General features: G+C 40.6%; 22 protein-coding genes. 15 read left to right on the top strand and 7 right to left on the bottom strand.

All coding sequences use genetic code 11. The annotated features are described in order from the left end of the window. Positions 1-81 precede the first annotated feature (81 nt). Positions 82-915, bottom strand: coding sequence for a Uma2 family endonuclease (locus H6G05_RS22680; protein ID WP_190581839.1), 834 nt, complete (start codon positions 913-915; stop codon positions 82-84). Between the two features lie 581 nt (positions 916-1,496). Further along, on the bottom strand, positions 1,497-4,118 hold the full coding sequence (clpB, locus tag H6G05_RS22675) for an ATP-dependent chaperone ClpB (protein ID WP_190581837.1): 2,622 nt from the start codon (positions 4,116-4,118) through the stop codon (positions 1,497-1,499). 401 nt (positions 4,119-4,519) lie between these two features. Here clpB and H6G05_RS22670 point away from each other — a divergent pair, with 401 nt between their 5' ends. From H6G05_RS22670 to H6G05_RS22650, 5 genes are all read left to right on the top strand, one after another. Then, positions 4,520-4,705 (top strand): hypothetical protein, encoded by a 186-nt coding sequence (locus H6G05_RS22670; protein WP_242025764.1) that lies wholly within the window; start codon positions 4,520-4,522, stop codon positions 4,703-4,705. A gap of 96 nt (positions 4,706-4,801) precedes the next feature. After that, on the top strand, positions 4,802-6,916 hold the full coding sequence (locus tag H6G05_RS22665) for a hypothetical protein (protein WP_190581835.1): 2,115 nt from the start codon (positions 4,802-4,804) through the stop codon (positions 6,914-6,916). A gap of 186 nt (positions 6,917-7,102) precedes the next feature. After that, on the top strand, positions 7,103-7,711 hold the full coding sequence (locus H6G05_RS22660; protein WP_190581834.1) for a hypothetical protein: 609 nt from the start codon (positions 7,103-7,105) through the stop codon (positions 7,709-7,711). A gap of 214 nt (positions 7,712-7,925) precedes the next feature. Next, positions 7,926-8,201, top strand: coding sequence for a hypothetical protein (locus tag H6G05_RS22655; RefSeq protein WP_190581832.1), 276 nt, complete (start codon positions 7,926-7,928; stop codon positions 8,199-8,201). Further along, positions 8,194-8,457 carry a type II toxin-antitoxin system RelE family toxin gene (locus tag H6G05_RS22650; protein WP_190581830.1) on the top strand — a complete coding sequence of 88 codons (264 nt, stop codon included), beginning with the start codon at positions 8,194-8,196 and terminating at the stop codon, positions 8,455-8,457. The genes H6G05_RS22655 and H6G05_RS22650 overlap by 8 nt, the downstream gene beginning before the upstream one ends. A 39-nt stretch (positions 8,458-8,496) precedes the next feature. On the opposite strand, the gene H6G05_RS22645 is transcribed toward H6G05_RS22650, so the two are convergent. After that, on the bottom strand, positions 8,497-8,640 hold the full coding sequence (locus H6G05_RS22645) for a hypothetical protein (RefSeq protein WP_190581828.1): 144 nt from the start codon (positions 8,638-8,640) through the stop codon (positions 8,497-8,499). On the opposite strand from H6G05_RS22645, the gene H6G05_RS22640 reads away from it, so the two are divergent. Both H6G05_RS22640 and H6G05_RS22635 read left to right on the top strand, forming a co-directional pair. Continuing rightward, entirely contained in the window at positions 8,639-8,887 is a 249-nt protein-coding gene (locus H6G05_RS22640) for a type II toxin-antitoxin system Phd/YefM family antitoxin (protein ID WP_190581826.1), read from the top strand. The genes H6G05_RS22645 and H6G05_RS22640 overlap by 2 nt on opposite strands. After that, positions 8,880-9,149, top strand: coding sequence for a type II toxin-antitoxin system RelE family toxin (locus tag H6G05_RS22635; RefSeq protein WP_190581824.1), 270 nt, complete (start codon positions 8,880-8,882; stop codon positions 9,147-9,149). The genes H6G05_RS22640 and H6G05_RS22635 overlap by 8 nt, the downstream gene beginning before the upstream one ends. A gap of 198 nt (positions 9,150-9,347) precedes the next feature. Here H6G05_RS22635 and H6G05_RS22630 read toward each other — a convergent pair whose 3' ends face one another. Further along, complete coding sequence (locus H6G05_RS22630) at positions 9,348-10,247, bottom strand: M48 family metallopeptidase (protein WP_242025762.1); 900 nt, start codon at positions 10,245-10,247, stop codon at positions 9,348-9,350. Between the two features lie 362 nt (positions 10,248-10,609). Here H6G05_RS22630 and nadA point away from each other — a divergent pair, with 362 nt between their 5' ends. Further along, positions 10,610-11,593, top strand: coding sequence for a quinolinate synthase NadA (nadA, locus tag H6G05_RS22625; RefSeq protein ID WP_190581822.1), 984 nt, complete (start codon positions 10,610-10,612; stop codon positions 11,591-11,593). A gap of 33 nt (positions 11,594-11,626) precedes the next feature. On the opposite strand, the gene H6G05_RS22620 is transcribed toward nadA, so the two are convergent. Continuing rightward, the gene (locus H6G05_RS22620; protein ID WP_190581820.1) at positions 11,627-11,800 is read right to left on the bottom strand and encodes a hypothetical protein; all 174 of its coding nucleotides are present in this window, start codon (positions 11,798-11,800) and stop codon (positions 11,627-11,629) included. A gap of 142 nt (positions 11,801-11,942) precedes the next feature. After that, positions 11,943-12,650, bottom strand: coding sequence for a bifunctional demethylmenaquinone methyltransferase/2-methoxy-6-polyprenyl-1,4-benzoquinol methylase UbiE (ubiE, locus tag H6G05_RS22615; protein ID WP_190581818.1), 708 nt, complete (start codon positions 12,648-12,650; stop codon positions 11,943-11,945). Between the two features lie 169 nt (positions 12,651-12,819). Here ubiE and H6G05_RS22610 point away from each other — a divergent pair, with 169 nt between their 5' ends. From H6G05_RS22610 to H6G05_RS22580, 7 genes are all read left to right on the top strand, one after another. Next, the gene (locus H6G05_RS22610) at positions 12,820-13,428 is read left to right on the top strand and encodes a hypothetical protein (protein WP_190581816.1); all 609 of its coding nucleotides are present in this window, start codon (positions 12,820-12,822) and stop codon (positions 13,426-13,428) included. A gap of 66 nt (positions 13,429-13,494) precedes the next feature. Then, positions 13,495-14,298: a PIN domain-containing protein gene (locus H6G05_RS22605; protein ID WP_190581813.1), complete on the top strand. Its 804-nt coding sequence runs from the start codon at positions 13,495-13,497 to the stop codon at positions 14,296-14,298. Between the two features lie 68 nt (positions 14,299-14,366). After that, on the top strand, positions 14,367-16,022 hold the full coding sequence (locus H6G05_RS22600) for an HD domain-containing phosphohydrolase (protein ID WP_242025760.1): 1,656 nt from the start codon (positions 14,367-14,369) through the stop codon (positions 16,020-16,022). A 181-nt stretch (positions 16,023-16,203) separates the two neighbouring features. After that, positions 16,204-16,944 carry a hypothetical protein gene (locus tag H6G05_RS22595; protein WP_190581809.1) on the top strand — a complete coding sequence of 247 codons (741 nt, stop codon included), beginning with the start codon at positions 16,204-16,206 and terminating at the stop codon, positions 16,942-16,944. A gap of 67 nt (positions 16,945-17,011) precedes the next feature. Further along, positions 17,012-18,649, top strand: a complete 1,638-nt coding sequence (locus tag H6G05_RS22590) for an AAA family ATPase (RefSeq protein ID WP_190581807.1) — start codon at positions 17,012-17,014, stop codon at positions 18,647-18,649. Then, on the top strand, positions 18,646-19,197 hold the full coding sequence (locus H6G05_RS22585; RefSeq protein ID WP_190581805.1) for a DUF3038 domain-containing protein: 552 nt from the start codon (positions 18,646-18,648) through the stop codon (positions 19,195-19,197). The genes H6G05_RS22590 and H6G05_RS22585 overlap by 4 nt, the downstream gene beginning before the upstream one ends. A 120-nt stretch (positions 19,198-19,317) precedes the next feature. After that, on the top strand, positions 19,318-19,827 hold the full coding sequence (locus H6G05_RS22580) for a DUF1993 domain-containing protein (RefSeq protein WP_190581803.1): 510 nt from the start codon (positions 19,318-19,320) through the stop codon (positions 19,825-19,827). Between the two features lie 153 nt (positions 19,828-19,980). Here H6G05_RS22580 and H6G05_RS22575 read toward each other — a convergent pair whose 3' ends face one another. Further along, a complete protein-coding gene (locus H6G05_RS22575; RefSeq protein ID WP_190581801.1) occupies positions 19,981-20,517 on the bottom strand; it encodes a transposase in 537 nt (178 codons plus the stop codon). Between the last annotated feature and the right edge of the window lie 198 nt (positions 20,518-20,715).

Below are 20,715 nucleotides of genomic sequence, written 5' to 3'. Positions count from 1 at the left end.
ATAGCGATCACAAAAACACGCTTACAAACGATCTCGCTCATTAGGTTCGGGGTAAAGACATAGTGAGTGTGTTGAAACCTTTCAAATTTCATCGGGATTCACACCAATTGATCGCAGATATGTCTCCAGTTTCTCTTTTTGTTGCCGTTCTTGCAGCTTTTCCTGACGCTCTTGCAGCTTTTCCTGACGCTCTTGCAGCGCTATCTCCTCAGCTTTCACTGCTCTCTCATCCCCAGTCAGCAACAAATTACCATCAGTATCCCACCAACGCAACCAAGGGATAGGAATCTCTTCAGTACCCAACAAAATGCCCAATTCCACCCCTAAAGGAGAAACGAGATAATGCCCGCGATCGTTTGCTTGCATCAATTGATAACGACCTTCCAAAAGGTGATATACCTCTACAGCAGACTTTCTAACCTCATAAATTGCATAGAAAGGAATACGAATCGCTTGCTCATAAACCCAGAATTTTCCCGCTTTTTTTGACTCACTCGGCGGTGACGCATCCCTCTCTTCCGAGCCATTTCCCGAAACAAACTCAATCGCAATCAATGGCGCAACAATTTCTTTCCACATTACATAGAAACGACGATATTCTCCATTTAAAAAAGGCTCCACATTCGGCACATAAAACCAGTCAGGCGCTTCTGCTCCTTTTTCTGGCTCAGTTAAGTTCCAGTAAATACCACTATCTTGACCAATGCAATAACGTCCATCAGGATGCAATTTCTGTAAGACTGGTTCAATGGAACTAGTTAAAACGATGCTTTGAGGATGTTCCTGAAAATTCTTCACGAAATTACCGTCTGAATCTGGTAGTTGCGTATGGTCGGGTAAGCTGTTGAGATTAGTTGTGACCACAAATGGAGTTGTAGGAGCATTGGGCTTAATCAGTTCCTGTGTAGTTTCCATAGTAGCTCCGAGAGATACATTAGGCTTTACTTTAACATGATATTCCCCAGACTTTTCAGGAAGCGATCGCTATCATCAAACGGTAAGGCGATCGCCCAAATCCTAAACGCAGCCGAGAGGGTAAAGCATTTGCGTACAGAGATTTTCTGAAGTGTGAGGCAGCGCGAAGCGCCGCCTCACACTATTTGGGTTTTGATTTGTCCTGATACAGGTGGCTATAGCTATAATTACAAACTAAAACCCATAAAGCTGCGCCCTTGCGGGGCATAACTTTATAGGTTTTGGTAATTTATTTTGCACAAGTACTTACAGCGCTTTGCGCTTAATTAAACCCCAGACAAATTTTGGGAAGCGTTGCGGAGCAACGCTTCCCAAAATTTGTCTGTACTACTCAAAGCCTCAATAGGCTGTAATATAACAAAAAAAAGATTTAGCTAGTACAAACCAAAACCCAAGAATCGAGTGGCGGCGCTTCGCGCCGCCACTCGATTCTTGGGTTTTATGTCCTAAGCAAAACTTGCTTTGCTATATTATTCCAAAGCAAAAACAAATAGAAAGGGTGCATTTGCGCCCCTTCTATTTTAGGAAATAGTGATCAGATCGCCAGACAGGCGTTTGAAGGCGAGACGCTCGTTTTCAATATCGACAAAGATAGTGTCGCCATCGGTATAATCACCACGTAGGATACCTTTTGCAATTTGGGTTTCCAGTTGACGCTGGATGATCCGCTTCAGTGGACGCGCTCCATAAACTGGATCGTAGCCAACTTCCGCAATGAAATCTAGTGCAGCATCGGCAATTTTCAACGTCATGCGGCGATCTCCTAAACGTTGTTCTAAACGTTGAACTTGTAGCTTCACAATACGGCGGAGTTCATCACGGCGGAGAGCATGGAAGATCACAATTTCATCAATGCGGTTCAGGAACTCTGGACGGAAGCTCGATCGCATAGATTCCATCACCCGATCGCGCATTTCTTCATATTTAGAGTCATCGCCAGCAATATCAAGAATAAACTGCGAACCGACGTTACTGGTCATGATGATAATCGAGTTCTTGAAGTCAACGGTGCGACCTTGGGAATCGGTAACGCGACCATCATCAAGGATTTGCAGCATGATGTTAAATACATCGGGATGTGCTTTCTCGATTTCATCAAAGAGAATTACGGCATAGGGACGACGACGCACTGCCTCGGTTAATTGTCCGCCTTCTTCATAGCCGACATACCCAGGAGGTGCGCCCACCAAGCGGGATACGCTATGTTTCTCCATATATTCCGACATATCGATCCGCACCATCGAGTCTTCAGTATCAAAGAGATAGGCAGCGAGCGCTTTAGCTAATTCAGTTTTACCAACACCCGTAGGACCTAAAAAGATAAAGCTAGCGATCGGGCGATTAGGATCGGCAAGTCCTGCACGGGAACGTTGAATGGCATCTGCGATCGCAGTGACGGCTTCTTCTTGACCAACAACGCGATCGTGTAGCACATCTTCCAATTGCAAGAGCTTCTCTTTCTCAGATTCCACTAGCTTACTGATCGGAATGCCTGACCATTTCGAGATAATCTCCGCAATGTCTTCTTCTGTAACCTCTTGACGCAATAGCGATCGCCCTGATGTTTTCGCTTCTTCGAGATTTACCTCAGCAACCTCTAGTTGACGTTGCAAGTCGGTAAGCTTGCCGTACTTCAGTTCCGCAGCTTTGTTTAAGTCATAATCTCGCTCAGCTTGCTGAACTTCTACATTTACATGCTCAATACTTTCCTTCAACTTGCGAATATTATCGATGACACTTTTTTCAGCTTCCCATTGTGCTTTGAGAGTGGTTTGTTCTTCCTTCAAGTCGCCTAGTTCTTTGTTCAGTTTTTCCAGACGATCTAGAGATTCGCGATCAGTTTCTTTTTTGAGTGAGAGGCATTCCATTTCAAGCTGAATCACCTTGCGATTAATTTCATCAAGGGCTTCAGGTTGAGAGGTGATTTCCATTTTTAACTTTGCCGCCGCTTCATCGACGAGATCGATCGCTTTGTCTGGCAAGAAACGATCGCTAATGTATCGATTAGAAAGAGTTGCGGCTGCTACTAGTGCAGTATCAGAGATTTTTACTCCATGATGTAGCTCATAGCGATCGCGTAAACCACGCAAAATCGAGATTGTATCTTCGACATTCGGTTGATCAATATAAACCTGCTGGAAGCGGCGCTCAAGGGCGGCATCTTTCTCAATATATTTACGATATTCGTCTAGGGTTGTCGCACCAATACAACGCAATTCACCTCGCGCCAGCATTGGCTTCAGTAAGTTACCTGCATCCATTGCTCCCTGTGTGGCTCCTGCACCAACAACGGTATGAATCTCATCAATAAAGAGAATGAATTGACCGCTTGATTCCGTAACTTCCTTCAAAACTGCTTTTAGTCTTTCTTCAAATTCACCACGATATTTTGCACCTGCGATCAGTCCACCCATATCGAGAGCGATTAGCTTACGACCTTGCAGCGATTCTGGCACGTCACCACTGAGAATGCGTTGTGCCAAACCTTCGGCGATCGCCGTTTTACCCACACCTGGTTCACCAATAAGAACAGGATTATTTTTAGTACGACGTGACAAAATCTGGATCGTGCGACGGATTTCATCATCACGTCCGATTACAGGATCAAGTTTGCCCTCACGCGCTAACTCAGTCAGATCGCGACCATATTTGGTCAAGGCTTCATATTTATTTTCGGGAGTTTGGTCGGTCACTTTTTGGTTGCCTCTTACTTGCTGAATCACATTACGGAGCTTTGCCTCATCGAGTCCCATTTCCTGATAGAGAGGTTTGCCGAAGCGATCGTCTTTGCAGTAGGGCAAGAGGATATGTTCAATCGAGATAAAATCATCGCCAAAACTTTTGCGTTCCTTTTCAGCACGATCAAACAATACTTCTAAATTTTTGCCCAAATATACAGAGCTATTAGAACTTGATACTTTGGGCTGACGGTTAATAAATTCATCGGTGCGATCGCGCAATTTTTGAATATTGATTCCCGCTTTACTCAAGATACTAGCCGCTAGCCCTTCTTCTTCTAGCAGAGCCTTGAGTAAATGTTCGGGTTCAATTTGCTGCTGCTGAGCCGCTTTCACCACATCGGGTGTCCTTGCGATCGCTGCCCATGCTTTTTCGGTAAATTGATTGGGATTGGTTGGTTGCATCGCCAGTTACCTCCTGTAGTTTCAACGTCTGTGAATATCTTAGAGCGTAAGGCTTTTAAACGGGATCGGTTCTACCTCGCTAAAGGGTGCGTGTTTCCGTACATTGGTATTACATTTACCTTTTACAGTACGTCAGCTAAGGCGACTTTTGTTCTAAGCATATGTGCGATCGCTTGATTGCTTGCTGACAGGTTCATGAGTATGGCGATCGCTTATTCATTTCATGGATAAAATCGCTTCTTACTTGTTGATAGGTTTATGAGCTTGGAGATCGCATCTTCATCAATAGCTATAATAAAAACATCGCGTTTGAATTAATAATTTAGTCAATCAGAGTAAATTTATGACTGCAACACTTGTCAAACCGTCATTACTAATTCATGAGATTTGCGTTGAGAAATTTGGCAATCTCAATCTTTTTAAGTTTTAGCGATCGCCTACAGGATCGGATGGAGTTGCTTCTAGAGAAAAGAAAAGTAGAACTGCTTTCTGTTGAAGAGATTCCTGAGTTAGAAACTATTGGGGAGCTAGATCGGATTTTTACTTATATTAATGCCATGCTTGCTTCTCAAAATGTCAATTCCTGATAAAACATGGCAATGCATAGCCAGATTAGAATAGATCTTTAACTGTATTGAACTTTTAAGTTAAGATATAAATCAAGTTGTTCATAATTACTATTAATGTCTACAAACAAACTACTCGAAGACATAAAAACAGCACTTAAAAAAAGCGATAAAGCTTTAATTAGCCAATCAATTCTAAAACTAATTAAAAAAGAACCAGAAAGATGGATAGCGTTACTACATATATCAGATGTTATACCTAATCCTACGGAAATAAATGCTTTTGACGAAACTATCAGACTTTTAATCTTGGCATTACTAGATATACAACATGATGATGATTTTACGAATATTCATCTCATTAAAGAATTATTACCACTTAGTCAATTTCATACTGTTTTTTCAACAATAAGGAATAAACTTGAGAATCTTCCTGTGTGGGAAAAGCCAATAATTGCACTTATTCAAAGGTTTGGGGCTTTTATACAAGATCAAGAAGATTTAATTTATATGGAGGCAGATAACGCTACTAACGAAAAAACATATAAGTTTTTAAATGCAACATTAAGTGACAATTTCCCGAATAGGCTGGGAGGTAGTAATACAAACCTACTATCAATTTATGAAGACATATGTGAGAGTTTTCAGTTAGTACTTTCATATTGTGCATACAAATACAAAAACAAGTTATATGGCAATATTGAGTTACTAATCTCACCTTATGATAATACTAATTTTAATGATTTACTTGTTCTTTCGGGTGTTTGGAGAATATACAAATCTTTATGGGAAGAGATTAAATATTCGAGATGGACATACGATATATTAACAAAGGAAGATAAGAGTATTATCTATAGACCTCAAGATATAGAAGATTATATACGTTTTAAAGTAGCTGGAATTAGAAAACAAGAAATTGATTGGGAAATTGGTTGTTTTGCCAATCTATCTAATAGTTTTAGCTCTATCAAAACACAAAAAGAAATCATAAAAAAATTAGCCAAATCTATAAATATTCCTCTATTTAATTCTGAATGGGATGGAAAAATTAATGGAGAATTATTCCAAAAATCTTTAAATCAGAATTGGGATTCTATTTTGGAGAAAAGGTTATTAAATGAATATCATTACAACGATATTCTAAATGATGTTGTTCTAGGAAAGTCGCCTAAAATCATAAAATGGGAAATTTATTGGAAAATAATATCGGCATTAAAATTATTGTCAAAAATTTTTAAAGTTGCTTTTTTGTGTCAATTGGACAAAGAAGTAAGTGATAATATTTTAAGAAAAGCAATTTTTATCAATAAGAATAAGCTATGTAATTTCCTATCTACAAATATTGGTATTAGCCTTAAAGAAAGTGAGATTTGTATTGAAATTTTAACTTTTGATTCAAAATTATCTCATCTTGAAATTTGGGATACTCCACTAATTGAGGCTGGTAATAATAGAATATTATTTATACCTAGTATTATTAAGAATGGAAGCCCTTACCGTGCTGCTGAAAATATTTGTGCTACATGGAATGAACATATTGTTGATAAAAAAGGTTATCTTTTTGAAGATGAAATTATACAGTTCTTAAATTCAATTCCAACAATTGATGTGCATGGAAACCTAAAGTTTAAGAATAAATACAACAATGATTTGGAATGTGATATTGTTGCTAGGTGGGAGGGGTATCTAATTTTTATAGAAGTAAAATGTACGAAAGCAATCTTTAGCCCTTCAGATGTTTTTCGAGCGCGAAAGCGTATAGATAAAGCAATTGATCAGTTAAATATACGCAGGGATGCTTGTTTAGAAAATTGGGAAGTATTCAGAAAATCTGCTTCCAAACTAGAATTACCTGTAAAACCTTTATCTGCTGATAAAATAATTCTTATTGCTGTTACTAATGTATTAGAATTCACAGGCTGGAAAACTCGTGATGTAATTGTAACAGATGAGTTTTGCTTGAGACGCTTTTTTGATGAGGCTGATGTTGAAGCCTATTTAGGGGAAGAGCGAATTGGTACAATAGGTAAAATCAGAGAGAAAGAATTACCGACAGTAGCAGAATTTTTGACATACTTAGAAGATCCACCTCAAGTTAAAAATGTAAGAAAACACTTAAAATTTGATCCTATATTTCTTCCAACTATTAATGATACCGATCCAAAGATTGCAATGTTTAGTATGTCTTATGTTCCACCAAATGATTTAGATATAGTTCCTACTTCTTCATAAACTTAGGTCTTTTTAAATTTTTGCGCTTGGAATATTGCGGTGTGGTTGTGGTAGTTTGAATGATGAGGTGATCGCTGTTTGATTGATTTTTAGAGGGGCGATCGCTTTTTGGTGCTTTTAATAAAGGGGCGATCGCATAATCTGAAAATATATACTTGTGAAGTAAGCAATAAAAATGAGAATCCAATGGCATATAGTAACTTCACGCTGAGGCAAGTTGAAAAAGACTTTCATTTGCAAATTGAAGAAAAAATTGATTTGTTTGCCCATGTCACAGCCATAGCCCCTAGTGACAACATTAAAAAAATCCTCGCCGAAAATATACCCCTTGCCCTTGCTATTAATACCGAAAAAGGGCGATCAGAATTTCTGATTGCTCCCACCTTGTTAGAGCTAAGACGGCAGTCTCCAATACCTATTAGTCTATTCTCTGGCACAGAATTTAGCATTAGTCCCGAACAAGGACTTACAGGTTATTGCGATTATCTAATTAGCCTATCTAAACAACAACTCAGGATTAGCGCCCCAGTAGTTGCGATCGTTGAAGCCAAAAACGAGGATATTAAATCAGGACTTGGACAATGTATTGCGGAAATGGTCGCGGCTCAATTGTTCAATGAACTAGAAAACAATGATATTGATACCGTTTATGGCATCGTCACAACTGGAGAAATCTGGAAATTTCTGCAAATAACGGAGCAAATTGTAGAGATCGATCTTACGGACTACTACATCACAGACATTGGCAAGATTCTTGGTGTTCTCCTAAATTTTGTTTCCATAAAAACAATTTAAAAATGCTCTCAACTACTTTTAGCTTAGTAATCTTAAAATAAGGAGATCGCTATTTTGTAATTTGAATGGTGGGGCGATCGCCTTATTTTAATTTTTTATGAATGGGCGATCGCTGTTTATGGGATGAATAGGCGATCGCTGTTTGATAGCAATTATTAATCCTATTTTCTTAAATGTTAAACTTTAGATATTTAAAACAACTCTAACAACCAAAATGAACATATCTAATGACATTATTGCCGATACATCCTCTATGCCTACAAGGCAAGTAACGGAAATAAAGAATCAACTAAGTGAAGCAATTAAACAGCTATCTCCAGAAAGATTAAAAGTACTTGCAGACTTTGCAGCATTCTTGGCAAATGCCGAAAGTGAAGCCGCAACCCAAGAATTATTATCAATTTCAGGATTATTAGAGCGAGTTAAACAGAATCAAGCAACACCTAAAAGCCAATATATAAATTGGAGAACGGTGCGTTCTGATGTATGAAATTTTACTCCATCCTGATGCTCAAAAATTTTATGCTAAGGCAGATAAGGCTCTAGCTAAAAAAATTGCTCGATGTTTACAACAGCTAGAGCAAGATCCGCGATCGCATCCCAACATCAAAGCGCTCAAGGGCGAATATTCAAATTTATATCGGTATCGCATTGGCGATTATAGAATTATTTATTCAGTCGAAGATGAAATAGTGCAAGTGTTTGTTGTGGCGATCGCTCACCGTAGTAAGGCTTATGAAATATAGTGTTTATATAGCAGTTTATGGAATGAATAGGTGATCGCCTTATTTTAATTTTTTATGAATGGGCGATCGCTGTTTATGAGATGGATAGGCGATCGCTGGTTGGTTGATGTCTAAGAAGCCGTAATAGCTAAAACAGCCAATATGGTTATAATAGCTAACAACAGTTTTAGGAGTTGTAAACATGAAAACGTTAGGTGCATCAGAGGCTAAAAACCGCTTTGGCGAACTATTAGACCTAGCTCGTAGAGAACCAGTGCAAATAGCCAAAAAAGGGCGTAGTGTCGCCATTATGATGTCAATTGAAGAATTTGAAAGATTTTTAGATTTAGAAAATCAATTTTTGGCTCTAAAAGCAGAGCAAGCCAGACAAGAAGGTTTTATAGGCATTACAGAGAGTGAGGCTTTATTATCAGAGATTCTAAATGCTTAAGATTAACCTGTCTCGACAAGCCGCTAAACGCTTAAAAAATTTACCAGAAAAGCACGCCAAACAAGTTGCAACCAAAATTACCGAATTAATCTCAAATCCTTATCCTCAAGATTCTCTAAAGTTGAAAGGTTATCCCTATCACAGAGCTGATATTGGGGAATATCGGATAGTTTATTATGTGGAAGATCAAACACTAGAAATCTTATTAATTGAGAAACGGAATGATGATGAAGTCTACAAACAACTAAAAAGAATGATATAGAATCTATGAGACAAAGAATCCCATCATGCAGAAATCGCAGTTTATGGGATGGATACGCGATCTCTGATTGGTTGATTTTTAGAGGGGCGATCGCTGTTTGTGAGGATGAATAGGCGATCGCGTTGTACTTTCGGGTGGATGATTTTAATACCAAAAGAGACCGCACATTGTGCGGTCTCTTTTGGTATTGATTATGATTTAACGGAAGCGCGATCGCCAAATTCTTTGGTATTCATTATCATTCAAACCACCTATTGTATTCAAATTATTAGCTTGAATGGATTGATTAAGCGCAGCAATACGTTCTCCTGTCGCAGGGTGGGAACTTAAGAAACTGGGACCGCCACCGCCACCAGAGCTAGCTAGTTTTTGCATAAAAGCTGGCATCGCTCTCGCAGCAAAACCTGATCTCGTAATATTGAGCAAGCCTCGGCGATCAGCATCAAATTCAGCTTCACGGCTATTTGGTAAACGCAAGGCGAGATTAACCCCAATCCCAACTAAACGATCATCACCAACACCCGCAATTGTGGCAATCCCTTGAGCGATCGCCATTTGTTTCATTTGCTCTAGGGAATGGCGACCTGAGATATGTCCCATTTCATGACCGATAACACTGGCTAGCTGAGCCACATTATCAGAAGCGGCGATCGTACCCGTATTAATGTAAACAAACCCACCCATAGTCGCGAAGGCATTGAGATTACTATCATCAACAACGCGAAAAGTATAGGGAATATTCGGGCGATCGCTAGTGGGTACTAAAATTTGTCCGAGGCGACTCACCAAGGCATTAGCCGCAGGATCACGACTGATTCGCACCTCTTGTTGAATTTGCTGATCAATCTGTTGACCTAGGGAAACTTCCTCATTGTCGCCAATGCTAGAAAGCTGAATGATTTGAATAGCTGATGGCAACACGCGAAACAAGTCAGATAGGTCAAAGGCTTTAACCGCAAAAGGATTAAGAGTGACTGCCAACAATAAAGACATCAATAAGGCGATCGCAAATTTCCAGTAATGCTGAAGTCTGTTAACCATTGATGCGATAACTTTCTGACTAATTAAATTTGACATCTTAGCGATCGATATTTTCATATTTACAATTACCTCAAGCTTTACTGGTCTAATGTTTATCTACTGTGAACAAAATTTAGGCTAGATCCCCACTAGAGCCACCATCACAAAAATTAGAGCGCTGATTTAACAATAACGATATGCAGTAAGAATTGCTATTGTCACTATTTTATTGAATAACATTGACGAAAAACCTATAGAAAAAGTTGCGAAAAATTAATCTCCATAGAAAGAGGATGGTGGCGCGAAGCGCCGCCATCCTCTTTCTATGTTTTATTTCTTTCGTTGGACGGATATATTTTTGGTGATTTCTACTATAATTAAATATAGAAAATGAATAATTTTCACTATTACTCACTATTTTTATTTTTGTGAGGCAACCTGTGTTTCTCTCCGCCCCCAAACCTGAACAACTTGATCGCCAAGTTGCCAATAATTCCATTCCCATCGACCTATTCAAAGCGATCGCTGATCTTAAAAAAGACCTAAATGCCGTAATTTTGGCGCATTATTATCAAGATCCCGATCTCCAAGATATTGCCGATTATATCGGTGACTCCCTCGGACTATCACAAGCCGCCGCTAATTGCCAAGCAGATGTGATTGTGTTTCTGGGCGTACATTTCATGGCTGAAACTGCCAAAATCTTGAACCCTCAGAAATTGGTATTACTGCCTGATCTTGATGCTGGTTGCTCCCTTGCCGATAGTTGTCCCCCCGATCGCTTTGCTCAGTTTAAAGCGGAACATCCCGATCATTTGGTAATTTCCTACATAAATTGCTCCGCCGAAATCAAAGCCCTCAGCGATATTATCTGTACTAGCGCTAATGCGGTAGCGATCGTTAATCAAATCCCCAAAGATCAGCCAATTATTTTTGCACCCGATCGCAACCTTGGACGCTATGTGATCGAGCAAACTGGACGTGAGATGTTGTTATGGGATGGGGCTTGCATGGTTCATGAAATTTTTTCTGAACGTAAATTAGTGCAACTCAAACTAAGTTACCCCAGTGCGGAAATCATTGCCCATCCTGAATGTGAAGCCAATGTATTACGACATGCGGATTTTATCGGCTCGACAACGGGCTTATTAAAATATGTCCAACAGAGCGATCCCCAAGAATTTATCGTGGTTACAGAATCAGGTGTCATTCATCAAATGCAAAAAGCCACACCATTCAAAAAATTTATTCCTGCTCCCCCCAACAGCAATTGTGCTTGCAACGAATGTCCCTATATGCGTCTGAATACTTTAGAGAAAGTTTATCTAACTATGAAAAACCGTTCTCCTGAAATAGTCCTCAATGAAAAAATTCGGCAAGCAGCCCTGAAACCCATGCAAAGGATGCTAGAAATGTCTGTTTAGAAAAAAGAATTGGCGCTTTGCGCCAATTCTTTTTTATTTGTAGAGAGTTATATTTTCTTTGATCGCAAACTGTTTATATTGTCGATGATTGATCATTAAGTCATCTAAGAGTTTCTGCACTAGGTTCCAGTCAGCAAACCCATACTTAGTTTCAGTAATAATTTGTTGACGGAGAGTTCTAATTTTCTCAAGATTTGCTTGTGTCATATTTTCATCTCTTTGTCCCAATGCTTTTAAATCTACAGCTAGTGATATCTAAAGTTTGGTATCACAGGATTCAAAGAACGAGATAAATATGGGGATCATGATATAAAAAACAAAAAAATAGAGTTGACGCAAAGCGCCGCCTCTATTTTTGTAAAACTAATATTCCCATCATGCCATTGGCGATCGCGTAGTGCTTTGCTTGATTAAAACCTGCGGCTTTAGCTAGTTTGACCTGCTCCGAACCAATCGGAAATCTTGCCAAACTTGGCGCAATATAAGCATATTCATCAGTCATCTCAAAGCGATCAGCTAGTGGCACAACCACCCGATCCAAATAAAAATCTTGAAAGCTTTGCATCAAGCGATCGCTAGGACGATGAAAATCTAAAACCGCTACCTTTGATCCATTTTGCAAAACACGATGTAGCTCAGATAGACATTGAGGAATACTCGCCACATTTCGCAAACCATAGGCTAAGGTGGCTCCATTAAAACTATTGTCCTCGAAGGGTAGATGCAAAACATTACCCTGTTGCCATGTCAGACATTTTTGAATTTTGGAAGAGTAGTTTTTGGCTTTATCGGCCGCGATCGCTAATAGTTCTTTAGAAAAGTCCACACCTATTACCTGACCAGTAGGCGCAACTTTCTGAGCAACTAGAGCCGTCATATCGCCCGATCCACAGCAAAGATCCAACCATTTTTCACCCTGTTGTGGTTCACACCAACGCAAAGCCATTTTTTTCCAAATCCGATGCTGACCTAAGCTGAGAAGATCATTAAAGCGATCGTAAACTGGCGCAATGCGATCGAAAATCTGTTGAATATCAGTTTCCGAGGGTTGAGACATGGTGTTACCTAAAATCTAATACTTAGCCGTGATGTATGTAAGTGCAACGCCCATATACACCATTGCTAAGCATAATCGCTGAAGAGATCAATAGGCATGAGTTTTATCATCATGCAACAATGTAATACTAGTACTACTAGATATTGGCATTAGAATATTTGCCTTAACTATGCAAAAACTTTGGTCTAGTAAAAGCAAGCGATCACAGCCATTGCCTCCAGAAGATGAAGATACATCTTCTCCAGAAACAGAGATCTTAGAGCCAGAAGAGACTACTACTACTACTTCTGCGGAGGATCGTTTGAAATATTTCTCAAAGCTGCTAAAGACACCTTGGCAAAGGCAAGTTTCTTGGTCTTGGTTATTTTTGCTTTGTGGAGTAGGCGGAGTTGTCTTAACCACCATATTTGGATTGCAATATCTCACAGCTCCTGAAGCAACACCTGATAGTAACCTTGCTTGTAAATCCAAAATCAGCGGAGAATGGCAAACCCCCTTTGGTAAGTTAACTTTGCGAGAAGAAAGTGAAAATCTAGTTTCAGGGAAATATGAGTATGCCAATTTTGAACGCGGCAAAATTACGGGTGAGTTAACAGGTAGATTGAGCAATAACGTCATTACCTTCGACTGGACGGAAACTCCTAAACAGCAACCAAAACAACAGGGGAAAGGAATTCTGGTCTTCGGGGAAGGCTGCAAAGAATTTTATGGCAGCTATGGCACTGGTGAAAGCACCAACAATTTTGGCAATTGGCAAGGGCTGCGATTTACAAAATAATCTTTATCTAAATTCAGGTGGGTGGTGCAGCTTTGTGCTATCCACCACATAATCTGTATTTTTGCTATGACTAACTCTCCTTATCTTCTGCTTGTCGAAACTAGCGTCATTATTGACACTGATCCCCATACTTGGCAGGCGATCGCAAAATTAGGTGAATGTCTTTTGCCAGAAGTTGTGGCTCTCGAAATTAAGAATATTGCTAATGGCAAAGCTGAGGGTAACGAGGCGGTCGCCAAACAATTTCAAAATTTGGCAGGACTAAAGTGGCAAATTACAGATCTAACAGCCAAACATGCTGACTTAGTAGTTAGGACTACCCAAAATCTAAGTCGTAAGGCAAAATTAATGATTAAAGTTGCTCAAAGTGCAGTGGGAGTCGCTAATGCTTATCCACAAAAATGTGTGGTTTTAATTTCCGATGAAATATCGTTACGCGATCGCATTGCCAAGCTAGAACACAAAAATCTCTGTGCTATTCCCTCTGCGATCGCTCGCCAATGGTCTAGAACTAATCAAGCCCCACCGATTGTGCATCAGTCGATCGAATATTTACAAAAACAAATATCTCAACCAATTAATCAATCCTTACATCAAACCGATACTATAGGTTTAACTACTTCTAGTTCAGGAGTCACCACTGAACCAAAGATAAAAGTTAGTCAGGAAAATCCACCCCAAAAATCAAACTATAGACAACTTGCGATAAGTCTTGTGAAATTTGGTCTGACAACAACATTTTTAGCTACGATTTTATTGTTTGGATGGCGGCTAGCTCAGCCCCAACAATTTCAACAGTTCTGGAAAAAAACTGGTTTGCCACCTTTACCGCAAATATTGGTTCAACCCACTCCACCCAAGAAAAATTGACAAATTTATTCCCTCATGACATTTCCAAAAAAAGACACTGTTGACACATAGGGACGCAAAATATGGATATGGGCGATACTAAAACCGAATCCTTTGAATTAATCGAAAAATTAAATGAGATTGGCATTGCCCTCTCTGCTGAAAAAAATACGCCCAAATTGCTAGAGATGATTTTAAGAGGGGCAAAAACAATCTTAAATGCGGATGGGGGAACATTATATTTAGCAACTGAGGACAAAAGATCCCTTAAGTTTGAAATTATCATGAATGACTCCCTCGGCATTATGATGGGAGCCAATCTAGGAGAGGCGATTCCCTTTGATCCTTTGCCCCTCTATGATGAATTTGGGAATCCGAATAATACAATGGTGGCGGCTCACGCAGCTATACACAAAAAGACGATTAATATACCTGATGCCTATATTGCTGAAGGGTTTGACTTTGCAGGAACTAGAGCCTTTGACACAAAAATGGGCTACCAATCTCAGTCATTTTTAACGCTGCCGATGCTCAATCACGAAAATGAGTTGATTGGGGTGCTGCAACTTATTAACGCCAAAAGTATTGTTGACAATCAGATCATTGAGTTTTCTAAGGTAGCCCAACGCATCGGGGAATCCTTAGCATCTCAAGCCGCGATCGCTTTAACTAATAACAAACTAATCGGTCAATTTCGCGAACTCTTTGAGTCATTTATTAATCTTATGTCTGAGGCGATCGATAAAAAGTCGCCCTATAACGGCGCTCACTGCCGCCGCGTTCCCACATTGACGATGATGATTGCGGATGCTGCTTGTCAAGCTGATTATGGCATTTTTAAGGATTTTAGCTTGGATGAGGATGAACGCTATGAACTAAAGATTGCGGGACTGCTCCATGATTGCGGTAAAGTCACAACTCCTGTACATGTAATTGATAAAGCGACAAAATTAGAAACAATTTTTGATCGCATTCACCTCATCAATACTCGCTTTGAAGTGCTAAAACGCGATGCTGAGATTAGTTTTCTCCATCAAAAAATGGCAGCGATCGAGTCGGGTCATCTCAGTATTATTCCTGAACTAGAAGATGCATTTCAGCAGAAACTTGCCCAATATTCTAGTGATCAAGATTTTCTCCGCATTTGTAATATTGGTGGTGAATTTATGCGCGATGAATATAAAGAGCGCCTGCAAATAATTGCCACTTATCGCTGGACTGATCCCCAAGGTGTCGAAACAAATTTCTTGACGGAAAATGAAGTATACAACCTGAATATTTCTAGGGGAACTCTTACGGCGGAAGAGCGCAAAATTATTAATGATCACATCGTAGTCACGATTGAAATGCTGGAGCAGCTACCCTATCCCCGCAATCTCCGTCGCGTGCCAGAATATGCTGGTGGTCACCATGAGCGCATGGATGGCAAAGGCTATCCAAAGGGGTTAACTCGTGAACAAATGTCTTTGCCTGCGAGAATGATGGGAATTGCAGATATTTTTGAAGCTCTCAGTGCGAAGGATCGACCCTACAAGCAAGGCAAAACCCTGACAGAATGCTTGCAAATTCTCGGTAACATGAAAATCAACGGTCATATCGATCCCGATCTCTTCGATTTATTTGTTAGCGAAAAAGTCTATATGCGCTATGCCAATGAATATCTTGATCCCGATCAGATCGATGAAGTCGATGAAAATAAAATTCCAGGTTATACGCCACCCTTTGCTTACTTTTTTGAGACCTAGGTGATTTTCTAAAACAAGTGGCGGCGCAAAACGCCGCCATTTGCTAACACAAATCCAGTAAGGTATTGAGATTCAAAAAATGGCAATGCCATTTTTTTGAATTGGTATCATGGGAAAACCGCTATAAGATGTTCTGTGTTTTGCAGATTATTTCCACAAAAAATTGATTTTGTACCTATTTATGTTCGCTCAGTTTCGCTCTCAATATCCTCAAGGTCGTATCCAGACAGAGATGCTACCAAAAATAGATGGTCTTCATGCTTTTAGAGCGATCGTTTCTGAAGGAGATGCGATCATGGGTACGGCTACGGCTGTCGATAGTGATCTTGAAATTGCTGAAGATCGGGCGGTAAAACGGGCGCTCGCGATCGCAGGGCTAGCCTTTGATAATGGATTTGATAATAACTATGGCAACTATGGAGGGCGATCGCCGATGCTCACCCAAGTATCACGAGAGACATCTACGATCAACTCATTACCATCGGCAAACTTTAATACGTTAGGTAGTTTGGGAGCTAGCAATCTCTCTACTAGTGATTCGCATCCCGTGACCCATACTACACAAACCATTCATGCAGAATCAGCCATAGACTACACCAGTGAGTATGGAGGCAATGAGCATCTACCCGAACCCGATGTAACTTTATCTTCGGTATCTCGTACAACTGATGCACCAATGAGCAAGCCATCATCGCCTCAAATCTCGCCTGAGCCTGTGGATTTATCAGACGCAATTTCTAAAATTGATGTGGAGATGGAGCGTCTAAGTTGGACAAAAACGCAGGGACGTGATTATTTGGTAAGGACTTTTGATAAAAAGTCTCGTCAGCAATTAACTAATGACGAGTTGTTACAATTTCTCAGTCATTTAAAATCGCTACCAACTCCCCATCGACAGGTAGCAAATGACGATTTCTTCTAAAATTAGCTATTAAAAATCGCTATAAAAACTTGCTCAATGAGTTTTTGTAAATCCAAGGCATCTGTGAATGAAATCTCTCAACTTTAAAGAAGAACTTAGTCTCCTGATCCGCGCTAAATGTCCGATTATTTATGTCGTGACATGGGAAGAAGAGCGTGCTGAAAAGGCGATCGCCCAAGTTGCTCAGGAATGTGGACCACCGCGCCAAACCCTTTATTATGATCTGGTGCGTGGTTTTGAGCATAATCAGGAAGGCAAAAACAATTTGCTGCAAGCTTTGCAAATTGTCGAGAATAGCGATCGCAAAACAGCCACTATTTATATATTTCGCGATTTGCATCGGCGCTTGGCTTCGCAGCGACTGGATGAGATTTTAGTACGCCAACTTCGCAATCTCTATCGCAGTTTCCGCAATTCCCGTAAGACTTTGATTTTGTTGAGTCCTTTACTAGAGATGCCATCGGAACTCGAAGAACAGGTATCGGTACTCTATTTCCCATTGCCTGAAACTATGGAAATTCGCAACATTATTGAGCAGATGATTCCGCCTGATCAGTTGCGAATGGAAGGGAATAGCCTTGAACAACTGATCAAAGCTTGTATGGGCATGACCCGCGATCGCATCTGTCACACGCTCTCTAAGTCCATAGTACAGAAGCATTTTCTGAATGAATCAGATATTGATCGGGTTTTAGTTGAGAAGCAAAAACGGATTCGTCAAACTGAATTTTTAGAATTTTTTACGCCCAATGAAACCCTCGATAGTATTGGGGGATTAGATAATTTTAAGCTGTGGCTGATGCAGCGTCAGCAAGCCTTTTCCGATGAAGCCAGAGCTTTTGGATTGCCAAATCCACGGGGGGTTTTGCTGTTGGGTATTCAAGGTACAGGGAAAAGTCTCTGTGCCAAGGCGATCGCCAATCTTTGGCGGCTCCCGTTGCTAAGATTGGATGTTGGGCGCTTGTTTGGTAGCCTTGTGGGTCAGTCTGAGAGCCGTACTCGTCAAACAATTCAGCTAGCGGAAGCCCTTGCACCTTGCATTCTCTGGATTGATGAGATTGACAAGGCTTTTGGTGGTATTTCCAATAGTATGGGCGATTCGGGAACTAGTCAGCGCGTATTAGGAACGTTACTCACATGGATGCAGGAGAAATCGAGTCCTGTATTTGTAGTTGCCACGGCGAATAATATTCACGCATTGCCCCCTGAACTATTACGCAAAGGGCGATTTGATGAACTGTTCTTTATTAATCTGCCTACCTATGAAGAGCGCAAAGAAATCTTCTTGCTCCATTTGAAGCGTTTTCGACCAATGGAATTACGCAGTTTTGATATCGATCAAATGGCATCCATTTCTAAGGAGTTTAGTGGTGCGGAAATCGAACAGGCGATCGTCGAAGGCATGTATCGCGCTTTCCATGAACAACGGGATGTGAGTACTGAAGATATTTTAGGAGCGATTAAGGAAACCTATCCCTTGGCTAGTACTGCGAGGGAGCAGATTAGCTTTATGCAAGCATGGGCGACCCAAGGTAGGGCAAGAAGTGCTTCGCGTGGTGAAGTAATTGATATCACAAGTGATAAATTAAGCGATATTAGTGTAGTTGACAAGGCAACTAAAGCCTTAGCCGAGAAGTCAAGAGGTAAGCATCGTCCTTTACCTTTGCCCCCTTTGCCACAAATTAAATCTAGCTCTGACTCATGACATCCCCACCTGCGCCATCCTTTGATAATCCCGATTTGCCTCAGTTGCAGGCGATCAAGGCGCATTTGGATTTAGTGCTGCTGTCTTTAGAAGCATTAACGGGGCTTGGCTCCGATGAAATGCTTGCCGTTGCCGAAAAATTGGGCTTAGAAGAGATTTTAAGCGATCGCATTACGTTGTGGCGCTTACGTCAGGCTAGCCCATTACGCAAGGGCAAGGGGCGCAAGAAACTGGATGTGGATGAGGCAAGAGCGATGACTTTAATCAGTTGCACTTTGGCGGCTCAGCAACAATTTGCAATTCGTAATGCTGTCGCCCAGTTAGAAAAATCTACGGCTCTCAAGCGTGCGCCCCACCGTGAACCAATTCTGGGTGATTATCTCGATCGCTTTAATAGTTTGTATCAAGAGCGGATGGCTGAGGAGGAGCAGGCGAAACCCGATGAGATCCAACGCTTAGCTTTAAAACTATTAATTGATTTATTGTTTTATAGCTCCCAAATCGGATCGCGTCGTTTGTGGGTGGCGCTATTTGAGCGATCGCATTAAAGCAACCAAGCGAGGTACAAAGGTTGGGAAACAAACCCGTACTTCACTAGACTGAATAAACGCTATATAGTGATATTCAAGTTACAAAGATTAATTTTTTAAGATACTGGAGAAGTATTCATGACCATTTCGATGTATCAGGTTGCCGTTCCTTCCCTAGTGCGATCGCTAAATAATTTAGTTGCCATTCTTGATAAGGCTGCTGCTCACGCTGAAGCCAAAAAAATTGACCCTTCGGTACTAGTTGCTAGCCGTTTGTATCCTGATATGTTCCCTCTGAGCCGCCAAGTGCAGATTGCCTCGGATATTGCTAGGCGTGGTGTGGCGAGATTGGCAGGAACAGAAGCTCCAGCATTAGAGGATAAGGAAACTACTTTTGTGGAACTATGCGATCGCTTGCGGAATGTGGTTGCTTTCATCGAGACTTTTACACCTGAACAGATTGATGGTTCGGAAGAGAAGGTAATCAATTTACCTATCGGGAAGGAGACGATGACTTTTGCGGGACAGGACTATTTGCTGTTCTTCATTTTGCCTAATGTCTATTTCCATGTGACGACTGCCTATGACATTCTTAGACATTGTGGTGTGGAGTTAGGTAAGCTCGATTTCTTGGGCGCTCCTCGGTAATTATTTTCCCAAACGCACCAAACCTCTTGGCTGTGACAGATCGCTTATCCTTGCGGTTTAGGGATTGTTGGTGAATATTGGAGATTTAGGGCAAAGCATTCCCAAATGGAGGGAATCTATGAAATCATAAGTTTCTGCGGGAATGCTTTGCCCCTATGGGAGATTTGGTGTGAGGCGATCGCTTTCCCAATTTAATGGATTATCGGTAATGTATTGTCGAATTTTCTGTAAGGTGCGATCGTCTCGAATTATCTGTTCATAATAATTACGTTGCCAGATTAACATACTAGAATTTTGGTTGATGCGCTTGATTTTGCGGGTTGAGATAGATTTGAAATTTTGAATGATTGCCCCTAAAGAATTCGATTTTGTCCCTTGCAAATTTAGTTCTTGATTTGCGGAATTCGGTTGTGGTTCTTGTTTGGCAATAATAATGATTCCATGTAAATGATTGGGCATCAGCACAAATTCATCGAGTTCTACATTTGGGAAATGCTGCGGAATCCTTTGCCATAGTGAAACAATAAGTTGACCAATTGGATTTAATTGAATCTTGCCATCAATAACTTCACCAAATAAACACAATCTTTGATGAGTGCAAATGGTAATAAAGTAAGCACCTGCTCTCGTGTAATCATATCCATGAAGACGAATAGAACGGCGATGATGAATTTCAGGATTGTACGACATAATCCGAATTCCAACTGTAGATACTGTCTTGAGAATCAAAAAGTCAAGAGGGAATTTGGACAAAATTTGGGTCGAAAGAACGCTGAGACTTGAGAACACCAAAGACCTGTCGCAATAGCTTGTGCATGACCGCCCCAATGACAGACATTTTGGACTTACCCTTAGCCGTAAGGCGAGCGCAGAAAGAGGCAATCGGCG

It is taken from the genome of Phormidium tenue FACHB-1050, assembly GCF_014696925.1.
Taxonomy (GTDB): domain Bacteria; phylum Cyanobacteriota; class Cyanobacteriia; order Pseudanabaenales; family Pseudanabaenaceae; genus Pseudanabaena.
The sequence above is the reverse complement of the archived record's forward strand: the minus strand, read 5'-3'. Positions and strand labels throughout refer to the sequence as shown.